The following is a 12,716-nucleotide window of genomic DNA, read 5'->3' on the forward strand; positions in this document are numbered from 1 at the left end:
GCCTACCAGGCGCAGCGAGGATCGCGGTCGTTTAGCTTGGCGAGCAGCATCGCCATGTCCTGCGGCAGGCCGAGATCCCGCGCATAGGCGTTGGCGATCGCCCGTCCGATCCCGTCGCACGCACGCGGCGGCTCGATGCGACAGGGGGTCGCCGAATCTGCCGTCTGGGCCTTGGAGGGGATCGTCTGAACCACGGTCACCTAACGGTCATCCGATGCATTCGTTGCTTCAAATAGTTGCAGTTCATCGCAGCTGTGCGGTTTTTGGACGATAAGGTTTCTCGTGATCGAAGCTGATTTCTCTGCCGTGCTTGCGCGGATTGCCCAGCACTCTCCATTTCTTGCCGTGATTGCCGGGCGAGAGGGGGACATTGTCGCGGATCCGGCGGTTGCGCTCGCCGATCCGATCGGCTTTGCAGCTACCCCCACGACCGACATGCCCGAGCCACAGGCCCTGCGCATCCAGCGGCGGCGGCTCGCATTGATCGCGGCCGTCGGGGATCTGTCGGGCAGCTATGATTTTGGCCGCACCACCCGTTTGCTCAGCGATTTCGCCGACGAGGCGCTCGATCGCGCGATCCGTGCCGCGATCCGCGAGCGCACCCCCGATGCCGAACTGCGGGGTTTTGCCGCCATCGCGCTGGGCAAGCAGGGCAGTCGCGAGCTCAATTACTCGTCGGACATCGACCCGATCCTGATCTTCGACCCTGCGACGCTGCCCTGTCGCCCGCGCGAGGTGCCCGAGGATGCGGCAGTGCGGATTGCGCGGCGGGTTCTGGAGATCCTCCAGGCGCGTGACGGCGATGGCTATGTGCTCCGCGTCGACCTGCGGCTGCGGCCCTCGCCCGAGGTGACGCCGATCGCATTGCCCGTGGAAGCGGCGATCAGCTATTATGAAAGCCAGGCACTGCCCTGGGAGCGCGCGGCCTTCATCCGCGCTCGCGCTGCCGGTGGCGATACCGCGCTGGGCGAGAGCTTCCTCGATGCGATCCGTCCCTTCGTGTGGCGGCGTGCGCTCGACTATGGGACGATCCGCGAGATCCAGGAGATTTCGCGACGCATCCGCGACCACTACCAGCAGGGTCAGCGGTTCGGGCCCGGCTATGATCTTAAGCGCGGCCGCGGCGGCATTCGCGAGGTCGAGTTCTTCGCGCAGATCCACCAGCTGATCCATGGCGGTCGCGACCCCGCGCTGCGCGTGCCCGCCACCCGCGATGCGCTCGCGGCGCTGGCCGCCGCGGGGCGGATCCATGCGGGCGAGGCCGCAGCGCTGGACGAGGCCTATGTGCTGCTCCGCACGATCGAGCATCGCCTGCAGATGATCGACGACCGCCAGACGCACACGCTGCCGAGCGATCCGGCGGCGCTCGACCATGTCGCGCGACTGCATGGGGTGGCGGACGGCGCGGCACTGATCGCGCTGCTCCAGCCGCATGTCGAGCGGGTCGGCCGCATTTATGACGCGCTGGCCGAGGCGGGCGGCAGTGGGCTGCCGAGCGATCCCGATACGCTGGGCGAGCGGCTGGCGCAGGCGGGTTTCGCCGACGCCGACGTCGCGCGTCGCGTGGTGGAGGGCTGGCGCGGCGCTACCTACCCAGCGCTGCGCAGTCCGGCGGCGCAAAGTGCGCTGGAGGCGGTGCTGCCGACGCTGATGGCGGGATTCGGCGGCGCGCCCGATCCGCAGCATGCGATCACCCGCTTCGATGCGATGCTCAAGCGGCTGCCAAGCGCGGTGAACATCTTCCGCCTGCTTGAGGCGCAGCCGGCGCTTACCCGGCTGCTCAGCGCGATCCTCAGCCATGCGCCGACACTGGCCGAGCAGCTCGGCCGCCGGGCGGAACTGCTCGACGGGCTGATCGACGCCAGCGCCCTCGCGCCCGTCGGCGCCGTACCTGACCTGATGGCGACCATGGCCGCCGCCGAGCGGGGGGCCGATTATCAGTGGCTGCTCGAACATGTCCGTCGAATCGTCAACGAGAAGCGCTTCGCCCTGGGCGCGCAGATCGTCGCGGGGGCGAGCGACCCGCTCGACGTGTCCGCCGGCTATGCCCGAGTTGCCGAGGCGGCGATCGAGGTGCTCGCCGCCGCCACGGTGGCGGAGTTTGCCGGTCAGCACGGCCATGTGCCCGGCAGCGAGCTGGTGATCCTCGCACTGGGGCGGATGGGCGGGGGGGCGCTCACCCATGCCTCGGACCTCGACCTGATCTACCTGTTCACCGGCGACTATGCGGCGGAATCGGACGGACGGCGGCCACTCGGCGCGGTGACCTATTACAACCGGTTGGCGCAGCGGGTGACGGCGGCCCTCTCGGTGCCTACCGCCGCCGGGCCACTCTATGAAGTCGATACTCGGCTGCGGCCTTCAGGCGCCCAGGGCCCGCTGTCGGTCTCACTCGAAGGCTTTGCCAGCTATCAGGAAAAGGACGCCTGGACCTGGGAGCATATGGCGCTGACCCGTGCCCGCCCGGTATTTGGTTCGTCCGAGGCGCGCGTGCAGGTGCAGGCGATCATTAGCCGTGTGCTCCACGGCGCCCGGCCGGATCGCGACATCCTCGCCGATGCCGCCAAGATGCGCGCCGACATGGCCGCGCACAAGCCGCCGGCGGGGCCGCTCGATGCCAAGCTGCTCGATGGCGGGTTGGTCGACCTGGAGTTCGCGGTGCACGTTCAGCAGCTCTGCCATCGCAACGGCTTCGATCCGCAGCTGGGCAGGGCGATCGACGCGCTGGCGGGACAGCGGATTGTGCCCCCGCCGCTGCGACCGGCGCACGACTTCCTCACCCGGTTGCTGGTGACGCTGCGACTGGTCGCCCCGGATGCGCAGCCTCCGGGCGAGCGCACCCGCGCGCTGATTGCCCGCGCGCTGGGTCTGCCCGATTGGGAAGCGGTGGTTGCGACGCTCGACGCGACGCGGCAGGAGGTGCGCGACTGCTGGGCCGCGATACAGGCCGGCACGTGACGGAGACCAGATGATGAGCATCGAGCAGGGCGACGCGCTCCCCAGGAACGCGCTGGTGGCGGCGGACGGCAGCGCGATCGCGCTTCCCGAATGGGGCGCAGGCGCGCCCTTCATCCTCTATTTCTATCCAAAGGACGATACCTCGGGCTGCACCCGCGAAGCGCAGGACTTCACCGCGCTGATGCCGGAGTTCGAGGCGCTCGGCGTGAAGCTGCTCGGCATCTCGAAGGATCCGCCCGCAAAGCATCAGAAGTTCACCGCCAAGTACGAGCTCACCGTGCCGCTCGCCACCGATGAGGACGGGGCGCTGATGGAGGCGCTGGGGGTGTGGGTCGAGAAGTCGATGTATGGGAAGAAATATATGGGCATCGAGCGCTCGACCTTCCTGTTCGATGCCGCGGGCATGCTGGTGCGCGCCTGGCGCAAGGTGAAGGTGCCCGGCCATGCCGCCGAGGTGCTGGACGCGGCAAAGGCGCTCGGGTGAGCCAAAGGCAAAGCGTGGGCGCGGCGGTGCGGGCGGTACTCGATGCCGCCGACCCGACCGACAAGGTGATGCGGGCCCGGGCCGCCGCGCGCGACTGGCGGCTGGGTCGCCTCGACGTCCGCTTCGACGTCGCCATGCCCGATCGTCCGGCGCGGCCGGATGCGCCCGAACTGCTGCCGCCCAACCGCATGCCCAAGCGCGGGCGCGGCGGCTCCGAGCGCAGCCGGATCGCGCTGATCCACGCGCTCGCACATATCGAATTCGTCGCGATCGACCTTGCCTTCGACCTGATCGGCCGCTTTGGCGCGCAGTTCCCGACCGGCTTCACCGACGACTGGATGCGCGTCGGTGCCGACGAGGCGATGCATTTCGCGCTGCTCGACCGGCGGCTGCGCGGCCTCGGCAGTCACTATGGCGCGCTACCCGCCCATGACGGATTATGGGATGCCGCCGCCGAGACTGCGCACGATGTCAAGGCGCGTCTGGCCGTAGTGCCGATGGTGCTGGAGGCGCGCGGGCTGGATGTCACGCCCGCGACAATCGAGCGGTTCGACGCCGTCGGTGACACGGTGACGGCGAAGATTCTGACGCGCATTCTGACTGACGAGGTGCGGCACGTACGGGCTGGTACGGCGTGGTTTGAGTCGGCCTGCAAGGCCGGTGGTTGCAATCCCGAAACGACCTGGCACCAGCTTGTCCGCACGCATTTCCGTGGGGCCGTTAAGCCACCGTTCAACGACTCGGCGCGCGAAGCAGCCGGTCTGACGCGGGATTACTACCAAGCGCTTGCTGCCGGCTGATTATCCTCCAAAAGAGTCCCCAAGCGGGACGGCGAGGTCAGGGGCTGCCCAATCCGTCCGCATCATCCTGAAGTGCAATGCCGGATCGCCCGGCTTCGCTTCCATGAATGCGCCGGGGACTCATGGCTGTACCGTCTGAACGCAAGAACGACGATTTCGCACGCAAGTTCCGGGACTTCTTCACCACTCGTGATGTGATTCTCCACGAAGGCGGCAAGCTGCGTCGCTTCAGCGTGGGCGGCCGGTCGCAGGCGCTGTTCGCCTCCGCCGCGACGCTGACCGTGCTTTTTTCCGGCTATGGCATGTCGCAGGCGATGGCCGGCGCGATCGCCTATACCGCGCCGGTGGCGGGTTCGCCCGAGGCGCAGGTCGCCGCGATGCGCGCCGAGGTTGCCCATATGCGCGCCGAAGTCGCCGCCGCCAAGGAAGCTGCCAAGCTGCAGGCTGCCAAGATCGAGCAGCGCCAGGCAGTGCTCAACGCGGTCGTATCGGGCAAGGCCGATCGCTCGGTCCTCGAGGCCGATCTCGCCGCTGCGTCCCCGCAGACCAGCGCGCTGACCGACGAGATTGTCGCACCGCTCCACAAGGTCGAGGCGCGCCAGGTCGCGCTCGCCGCGCAGGCGCAGAAGGTCGGCGAGGCGCGGGTGCGCCAGGCCGCCGCGCAGCTTCAGCATCTCGGGCTCGCGCCCAATCGCTTCGTCAAGGTGACCGTCGCCATGGGCGGCCCGTATGAGGCGGTCAGCGACGAGGACGCAGCCGCGGCGACCACTGCCGACGCGGACGCCCAGTTTCGCACCCTGTTCGAGACCTGGAAGAAGCTCGACTCGATCGAATCGAGCACCATCTCGATCCCGTCGATGCAGCCGGTGCAGCATGTCAGCTTCACCTCGCATTACGGCGTTCGTTCGGACCCGTTCCGCGGCACCGCAGCGATGCACGCGGGCGTCGACATCCCGGGCCAGATGGGCACGCCGATCTACGCAACGGCCGATGGTATCGTCTCGCATGCCGGACGCCAGGGCGGGTATGGCAATCTCGTCGAGATCAACCATGGGCGCGGCATGGAAACACGCTACGGCCATCTCTCGAAGATCCTGGTTGCGGACAATACGCGCGTCCATCGCGGCCAGATCATCGGCCTGATGGGCTCGACCGGCCGCTCGACCGGAACGCACCTTCATTACGAGGTGCGCTTGGATGGTCGCGCGATCAATCCGATCCCGTTCATCCAGTCGGGCGAATATATCGCGCAGGCGCCGGTTGCGGGTGGCGTCGGCGGTCCGCGCGGCCAGCGCTGAGCGCATTGCCGGACGGGCATGGGCGCATTATCTGACGCCCATGACGACGACCATCGACCAGCCCACCATCGCGCTGACGCCCGCCGCTGCGGCGCGTGTCGCCGCGATTGCCGCCAAGCAGGCCAAGCCCGCGATCCTGCGGCTTTCGGTGGAAGGCGGCGGCTGTTCGGGTTTCCAGTATCGCTTCGGCCTGGCCGAGGGCGTGGAGGCCGATGACAGCGTCGCCGAAGTCGATGGCGTGCAGTTGGTGGTCGATTCGGTCAGCCTCGATCTGGTCCGCGGCGCGCAGGTGGATTTCATCGACAATCTCGGCGGCGCGCATTTCGCGGTGACCAACCCCAATGCGGCATCCGGATGCGGCTGCGGCACCAGCTTCTCGATCTAAGCGCAAGCCTTTGAAAATCGTCAGCTACAACGTCAACGGCATCAAGGCGCGGATCGATCGCCTGGTCGAGTATCTCGCCGAGCAGCAGCCGGACATCGTCTGCCTCCAGGAGTTGAAGAGTTCCGACGACACGCTGCCCATCGCCGCGATCGAGGCGGCAGGCTATGGCGCGGTGTGGCACGGCCAGAAGGGCTTCAACGGCGTCGCGATCCTCGCCAAGGGCCAGCAGCCGGTCGAGCGCCAGCGCGGCCTCGCAGGCGATCCCGAGGATGCCCATAGCCGCTACATCGAGGCGGAAGTCGGCGATCTGATCGTTGGCGGGCTGTATCTGCCCAATGGCAATCCGCAGCCGGGCCCCAAGTTCGACTACAAGCTGCGCTGGATGGACCGTCTATACGACCGGGCCGCGCAACTGCTCGCCGAGGAACGCCCCGCGATCCTCGCGGGCGATTTCAACGTCATCCCCAATGACGATGACACCTTCTCGGTACGCGCGATGGCCGAGGATGCGCTGATGCAGCCTGAATCGCGCGAGCGCTACCGGATGCTGCTCGCCCAAGGCTGGACCGACGCGCTGCGTACGCGCTTCCCCAAAGGCGGCGTGTGGACCTTCTGGGACTATCAGGCGGGCGCCTGGCAGCGCGACGCGGGGTTCCGCATCGACCATCTGCTGCTCAGCCCCCAGGCGGCGGATCGCTTCACGGGCGCCGGCGTCGACAAAGAATATCGCGGGCGCGAAAAGGCGAGCGATCATACGCCGACCTGGGTGACGCTGCGCTAACCGCGTTGCCTGTTTCGATTTCGAGGTTTGGCAGCGATAATGGTGCTCTGCACCAACTTCAGGCCAAATCCGCTGTATTATGGCGCTATTACACTTAAATGACTTTGGCTAAGTTGTTGATATTGCTTGCTACGTAAAACTGGCACGGGTCCTGCAAAACATCGAGGTACCGGCGAAAGCGAAGGAGCGCCGGCCCTCGAAGCAGACAGGAACCGCACATGCGCGCAACTCTCCCATCTAACATGCTCGGCCTGATCCCGGCCGCGACGCTCCTCGCGACAACCCTGACCGCGGCGGCATCCGCCGAGGCCATGGCGAAGCCCGGCCAAGCCGAGCCGGCCGCGAAGAAGGATCTGCGTACGCTCGACCCGAACGCGCGACGCCATGTCTGGTGCGTCGAGCGCAAGGCAAGCGATGGCACGCGCAAGAAGACGAAGGCGTGCAAGACCCGCGAGGCGTGGATCCGCGAGGGCAACGATCCCCTGCACGAATACTGATCGCCCACGACCACTGCTGACATTTCAACAAGCGTAACAACCCCCGCATCGCGTGCGGCGGAACGATCCCGCACGCCATTTTCAGGAGAAGACACATGATCAACGTCGCTCGTACCGCTCGCATCGGCGCAACCCTGTTCGGCGCCTGCGCGCTGGTTGCCGTCGCCGCCGCCCCGGCAAGCGCCGCGTCCGACAAGGACAAGCGCGTCGAAAGCACTGCCAAGACGGAGGCCGGTTCGGTGCGTGTCTGCGTGCAGCCCGAGGCGGTCACGGGCAGCCGCATCGCCCGCCCGCGCCAGTGCAAGACGCGCGATCAGTGGATCAAGGAAACCGGCATCGACCCGCTGGCGAACCGCTGAGCCTCGGCCGGCAGCGGGCGGGAAGGCCCGCCCGCTGCCGCACCGATCACAGCGCCTTCTGGTAGATCAGATATTCGCGGTTGATCTTGCTTTCGATCGCATCGGCGATCGCGATCATCCCCTGATTGTCGTCGAGGATCCAGCCGATCTCGCCGCGGCTCGCGCCATAATGGGTCACCGAGGCGCGACGGATATATTCGATCATCATGAAGGCCAGCTGGCTCGCCATGCGCGAGCTCTGCAGGCGCTTTACCACGCCCATCAGCGGCACCCGCATCGTCCGCGCCTTGGGGCGGCGAAGCCACAGCAGCAGCTTCGCCCAGCCGAAGGGCAGCAGCGATCCCTTGAGCGGCTTCAGTGGCTCGTTGAGGTCGGGCAGGGTGACCATGAACGCGACCGGCTCGCCGTCATATTCGGCGATGCGGATCAGGTCGTTGAACACCAGCGGCTTCAGCTTCTTGCCGACATCGTCCACCTCGGGCTGGGTCAGCGGCACGAAGCCCCAATTGTCCCCCCAGGCATCGTTGAGGATGGCGAGGATGATCGCGGCTTCCTCGGCGAACTTCGCCTTGTTGACCTCGCGGATGCGGATGCGGGCATTCTTCTCGCCGGCGGCGACGATGCGCTGCACGATCGGCGGGAATTCCTTGCTGATGTCCAGCTCATAGGTGACGAGCTTCTTCGCCGGGCCATAGCCCTGCGCCTCGATCCAGCCCTGGTAGCGCGCCGGATGATGGCCCATCAGCACCGTCGGCGGATGGTCATGGCCCTTTACCAGCAGGCCCGGCTCCTCCCAGATCGACAGGCTCACCGGGCCCAGCGCCTTGGTCATGCCCTTGGCGCGCAGCCAGTCTTCTGCCTGGGCGATCACCGCCGCGGCGACCTCGGCATCCTCAGCCTCGAACAGGCCCCAGAAGCCGGTGCCGGGCCCGAAGCCCTGCTCGGGCGGCATCTGCAGCGCCAGCGTGTCGATATGCGCGGAGACGCGGCCGACCACCTTGCCGCCACGCTCGGCGAGGAACAACTGGCCCTCGGCATGGCTGAACCAGCCATTCTTCTTGGGGTTGATCGTGCCGGCCACCTCGTCGCGAAGCGGTGCGACCCAGTTGGGGTCGTCGCCGTTCAGGCGGTAGGCGAGTTCGATGAACGCCTTGGTATCGGCCTTGCCCGAAACGGGCCGGACCTTGAGATCGGCACTAGCCACGCGGAATCCCCCAGAAATTCTTGATACGGCGCAATGCAGTCTTGCGTCCGGGGGCGCCTGTCAAGCGTCAGGCATGCAGCGGGGCGAAACGGCCCAATGGACGCCCTGTAATGCCACCTTGTAGCCACTATCTAAGGCCAATGGCACTACCCATGACCCAATCGCTAGCCTTCGATCATCCGGACGCACCGGACGCCGAGATTGCGGCGACGATCGCGCGCATCCGGCTTTCGGGCGTTCCCGACGACCGCGCCATGCTGCGCGCCGCCGCGGAGCTGACCCGCGATCTTCACACGCCCAACAAGGCGAAGTACTGGACCGACTGCTTCCTTTCGGCGGCGATCGGCTATGCCGGCATGGCGACCGCGATGTTCGCGGCCTCGCCCTGGGTGGCGGTGATCGGCGGCATCGTCGCGGTGCTCGCGCTCTACCGGGCCGAGCTGTTCATCCACGAGATCACCCATCTCAAGCACTCGCTGCTGCCGGGCTTCCGCACCGCGTGGAACATGTTCGTCGGCGTGCCGCTGCTGCTGCCGTCGTTCATGTACGAGGGCATCCACACGATCCACCACGCCCGTACCCGCTACGGCACCGATCAGGATCCGGAATATCTGCCGCTGGCGCTGATGAAGCCGTGGACGCTGCCGCTGTTCCTGCTCGTCTCGGTGCTGATGCCGATCGGGCTGCTGCTCCGCTTCGCGGTGCTGGCACCGCTGTCGCTCTTCTCGCCGAAGCTGCGCCGGCTTGTCGTGGCGCGCTATTCGGGGCTGCAGATCAACCCGAAGTTCGAGCGCCGCGCGCCCGAGGGCGACTTCCGCCGCCAGTGGTTCTGGCAGGAGCTGGGTGCCAGCCTGTTCGCGATCACGCTGATCGGCATCACCGTGGCGGGCATCCTGCCGCTGCGTGCCTTCCTCGCCTATGTCGCGATCGTCGCTTGCTCGGCGGTGATCAACCAGGTCCGCACGCTGGTTGCGCATCTGTGGGAGAATGAAGGCGAGCCGCTGACGGTGACGGCGCAGTATCTCGACAGCGTCAACGTGCCGGGACCGGGCGTTCTGCCGTATTTCTGGGCACCGGTCGGGTTGCGGTACCACGCGCTGCACCACCTTCTGCCGGCGGTTCCCTATCACGCGCTTGGTGAGGCGCATCGCCGCCTGGCCGCTGCGGTGGGCCCGGACTCGGCCTATCACAAGGCCAATTACCCGACGCTGTCGGGGCTGGTGGTGAAGCTGGCACAGGGCACCATGCGCCAGCGCTGAGCGCCGACGCGACGGACAAAGGGCCGGGCACCGGGTGGTGCGCCGGCCTTTTGTTTTTCGGTACGCGGCTTGCGCGTCTCCGCCCTGCGGCTAGGCTGGAATCCACAGCGGTAGGAGAGGGTGATGCGGAAGCTTTGCGCGGCAGCGGTACTTTGCGCGTGGATGGCCGTCCCGGCCGCGGCGCAGACGCGGTGGCCGAACGGCGCCAAGGCGGCGGTGGTGCTCACCTATGACGATGCGCTCGATTCGCAGCTCGACCACGCCATTCCGACGCTCGATGCGGCGGGATTGAAGGGCACGTTCTTCCTGGCCAATGTTAAGGAGGCCGATGTGGAGCGCTGGCGGACGGTGGCGAAGGGCGGGCACGAACTTGCCAACCACACGATCTTCCATCCCTGCACGCATGACGTCTATCCCGCCGATCCGCGCTATGTGAGCGAGGCCTATACGGTCACCAGCATGCTCCGCGAGATCGCGCAGCAGAACGTGCTGCTGCGCGCGCTGGACGGCAAGGACGGCCACGGCTTCGCGACGCCCTGCGGGCAGAGTCTCGCGGGCGGCAAGGACTATCTGGAGGACCTGCGCAAGGCGGCCACCGTCACCTATGTGCGCGGCGTGGCGGACACGCCCGCAGATGCGCACGCCAATGTCGCCCAAGCAGACCCGATGCATGTTCCTGCCCGCGGTTTCGGCGAGGGCGCGACGGCGGAGAAGATGATCGCCTATGCGCGCGAGGCCGAGCAGGGCGGCGGATGGGCCGTCTTCCTGTTCCACGGCATCGGCGGCGACTACCAGGCCGTGCCCGACGCCGAGCATCGCGCTTTTGTCACCTGGCTGGCGCAGCATCGCAGCGAGATCTGGGTGACGACGCTACAGGCCGCGCTCGACTGGGCCAAGGCGCACCCTGCGCGCTAGCGGGCTCGGACGGAAATGCCCCGGTGCCTACCGCACGCGGCGGAACGGCACCGGCGCATTCAGGCGAAGCGGGCCACCGGCTTCCGCCGGATGCGTAGTGCCGCGCCCGTCATGCCAATGCCACCGATCATCAGCGCCCAGCTTGCGGGTTCCGGGACGGCCACCAGCTGCGCGCGAAACGTGCTGTGGCCGTAGGTATTCGAGACGATGCCATTCACTTGCGAGCGATCGCCGAACCAGGGGCTGCCGTAGAAGAAGCTCGTGAAATGGGAGCCGCTAAACGTGCCGTCGATGAACAGGAAATTGTTCTGAGACCCGTCCAGCGACGCGGTAGCGCCGTTGGGCAGCCACCATTCATCGAAATCGTCGTAGTGGAAGACGTTCAGCGCGCCGTTCATCGGGAAAGGCGTGCCGTTGTACGTCACCGAAACGTTCGACAGATTTGTGATCATATTGCCGTTCAGCGTGCCGTCGAATGTTCCCGTGATCTGGCCGTGCGGGAGGGAGTCGTTCAGGTTCGCGGTAAAGGTAAAATGCTGTTGCGCCGCTGCGCTCGTCGAAAACAGCGTGGCCACGCACGCGCCGAGAAGCCATTTTTGCATTGATCCCTCTCCTGCACTACGGGCGTGTTGTTCGGCCCTGTAGCTTGCCCCCGAGGCAGTATATGCAAAATCGTGAAGTTATGTCTAGGGTTGTTCGCCCGGCTTGAGGCCCAGCGCGGACCAGGGAAGGATCGCCCAATCCGGCGCATCGCAAGCGCGCTGCACCCGGGCGAAAGTAGCCCCGAGCCACAACCCCTTGTCGGATAGCGCCCAACCGGGAAAGTCCCACACGTCGGGATCCGAATAGTCGCAGCCGTCTTCGTCGTCCCGGCCCGGCTTGGTCATTTCCGCGGGATGGTAGCGCTTGAGCAGCGTCACCACGCCCGGCGCGAAGCGCTTGCCGCGATAGCCGTACCAGGCGTCACTATCTTCCGCAGGTGCCGGTCCGAAAGGGAGCAGGTCGTCGAGCCTGAGTTCGCGGCCGGTGTGCATGTCGAAGCTGTAGCCGACGGTGGCGAAGTCCGGGTGCGCGGCGCCGGCGCAGCTCCAGCTCGCATTCCATAAATAGCTTATGTGGTTCGTGCCCAGCCAAGGCTTCTGCGCCTCGGCGACGTCGGTACCGGGGCCGCCCTCATAACCGATGCAGCCGAACCACGCCGAGACGTCCTGCCACTGGTTGCGGGCAAGCGTATGGTTGACCGCCGCCAGCGCCGGAGCGGCATAGCCACGCTCGATGCGGAACAGGCGGATGCCCGAGAGCGGCTCACGGTACCAGCGGATCGTCTTGCCGTTGATCGTTTCCGCCTGCTGCGCGGTGAGCGTGAGGCCGGTGAGATGCCAGCGTTCATAGCCGCTCAGCTTGGGCGGCAGGTCGGCCGGGAGGTTCTCGGCCACGCCCGCCGGACGCAGGCTCACCGGCAGGCGCTTCGCCTTGGCGGTGGTCAGCGTGCCGCTCAGCGTCGTGCCGCTCCGCGTCAGATGCAGCTTGTCGCCCGTCACCCGCGATGCGAGATCGATCGTCTGGCCCCGGACGCTGCCCGATAGATCGATGTCGAGCCGCGAGCGGAGGTAGAAATACTGGCCGAAGACTTCGGCCTTGTCCTCGCTGAGCATCATCACGACCGGCGCCGTGCCGACGGTGCCCTGGTAGACCTGCTCGGGCGCAGCCCGGGCCGTGGCAGGGGCGAGCGCCAGAACGCTGGCGGCGAGCAAGGGGGCGTTGGATCGGACCATC

Annotated in this window: 14 protein-coding genes; 10 read left to right on the forward strand and 4 right to left on the reverse strand. The window is 66.9% G+C overall.

Going from position 1 to position 12,716, the window contains the following annotated elements:
* Positions 1–2: 2 nt before the first annotated feature.
* Positions 3–200: a hypothetical protein gene (locus RT655_RS15420; protein ID WP_313538354.1), complete on the reverse strand. Its 198-nt coding sequence runs from the start codon at positions 198–200 to the stop codon at positions 3–5.
* 85 nt (positions 201–285) lie between these two features.
* On the opposite strand from RT655_RS15420, the gene RT655_RS15425 reads away from it, so the two are divergent.
* From RT655_RS15425 to RT655_RS15460, 8 genes are all read left to right on the forward strand, one after another.
* Positions 286–2,958 carry a bifunctional [glutamine synthetase] adenylyltransferase/[glutamine synthetase]-adenylyl-L-tyrosine phosphorylase gene (locus tag RT655_RS15425; RefSeq protein WP_313538506.1) on the forward strand — a complete coding sequence of 891 codons (2,673 nt, stop codon included), beginning with the start codon at positions 286–288 and terminating at the stop codon, positions 2,956–2,958.
* 10 nt (positions 2,959–2,968) lie between these two features.
* Positions 2,969–3,442 carry a peroxiredoxin gene (locus RT655_RS15430; protein WP_313538356.1) on the forward strand — a complete coding sequence of 158 codons (474 nt, stop codon included), beginning with the start codon at positions 2,969–2,971 and terminating at the stop codon, positions 3,440–3,442.
* Entirely contained in the window at positions 3,439–4,242 is an 804-nt protein-coding gene (locus tag RT655_RS15435; protein WP_313538358.1) for a ferritin-like domain-containing protein, read from the forward strand. Before RT655_RS15430 ends, RT655_RS15435 begins: the two co-directional genes overlap by 4 nt.
* Positions 4,243–4,364: 122 nt before the next feature.
* Positions 4,365–5,540: a M23 family metallopeptidase gene (locus tag RT655_RS15440; protein ID WP_313538360.1), complete on the forward strand. Its 1,176-nt coding sequence runs from the start codon at positions 4,365–4,367 to the stop codon at positions 5,538–5,540.
* A gap of 40 nt (positions 5,541–5,580) precedes the next feature.
* On the forward strand, positions 5,581–5,925 hold the full coding sequence (erpA, locus tag RT655_RS15445) for an iron-sulfur cluster insertion protein ErpA (protein ID WP_313538362.1): 345 nt from the start codon (positions 5,581–5,583) through the stop codon (positions 5,923–5,925).
* 10 nt (positions 5,926–5,935) lie between these two features.
* Positions 5,936–6,706: an exodeoxyribonuclease III gene (gene xth, locus RT655_RS15450; RefSeq protein ID WP_313538364.1), complete on the forward strand. Its 771-nt coding sequence runs from the start codon at positions 5,936–5,938 to the stop codon at positions 6,704–6,706.
* A gap of 242 nt (positions 6,707–6,948) precedes the next feature.
* A complete protein-coding gene (locus RT655_RS15455; protein ID WP_313538366.1) occupies positions 6,949–7,203 on the forward strand; it encodes a hypothetical protein in 255 nt (84 codons plus the stop codon).
* A 95-nt stretch (positions 7,204–7,298) separates the two neighbouring features.
* Positions 7,299–7,562 (forward strand): hypothetical protein, encoded by a 264-nt coding sequence (locus tag RT655_RS15460; protein WP_313538368.1) that lies wholly within the window; start codon positions 7,299–7,301, stop codon positions 7,560–7,562.
* 46 nt (positions 7,563–7,608) lie between these two features.
* Here RT655_RS15460 and RT655_RS15465 read toward each other — a convergent pair whose 3' ends face one another.
* Complete coding sequence (locus tag RT655_RS15465; RefSeq protein ID WP_313538370.1) at positions 7,609–8,766, reverse strand: N-acetyltransferase; 1,158 nt, start codon at positions 8,764–8,766, stop codon at positions 7,609–7,611.
* A gap of 152 nt (positions 8,767–8,918) precedes the next feature.
* On the opposite strand from RT655_RS15465, the gene RT655_RS15470 reads away from it, so the two are divergent.
* Together RT655_RS15470 and RT655_RS15475 are read left to right on the forward strand one after the other, a co-directional pair.
* On the forward strand, positions 8,919–10,025 hold the full coding sequence (locus tag RT655_RS15470) for a fatty acid desaturase (RefSeq protein WP_313538372.1): 1,107 nt from the start codon (positions 8,919–8,921) through the stop codon (positions 10,023–10,025).
* A 123-nt stretch (positions 10,026–10,148) separates the two neighbouring features.
* On the forward strand, positions 10,149–10,940 hold the full coding sequence (locus tag RT655_RS15475) for a polysaccharide deacetylase family protein (protein WP_313538373.1): 792 nt from the start codon (positions 10,149–10,151) through the stop codon (positions 10,938–10,940).
* A 59-nt stretch (positions 10,941–10,999) separates the two neighbouring features.
* On the opposite strand, the gene RT655_RS15480 is transcribed toward RT655_RS15475, so the two are convergent.
* Positions 11,000–11,542 (reverse strand): PEPxxWA-CTERM sorting domain-containing protein, encoded by a 543-nt coding sequence (locus RT655_RS15480; protein ID WP_313538374.1) that lies wholly within the window; start codon positions 11,540–11,542, stop codon positions 11,000–11,002.
* Positions 11,543–11,626: 84 nt separating this feature from the next.
* Positions 11,627–12,715, reverse strand: coding sequence for a hypothetical protein (locus tag RT655_RS15485; protein ID WP_313538376.1), 1,089 nt, complete (start codon positions 12,713–12,715; stop codon positions 11,627–11,629).
* Between the last annotated feature and the right edge of the window lies 1 nt (position 12,716).

Origin of the sequence: Sphingomonas sp. (assembly GCF_032114135.1) — a bacterium.
Classification (GTDB): domain Bacteria; phylum Pseudomonadota; class Alphaproteobacteria; order Sphingomonadales; family Sphingomonadaceae; genus Sphingomonas.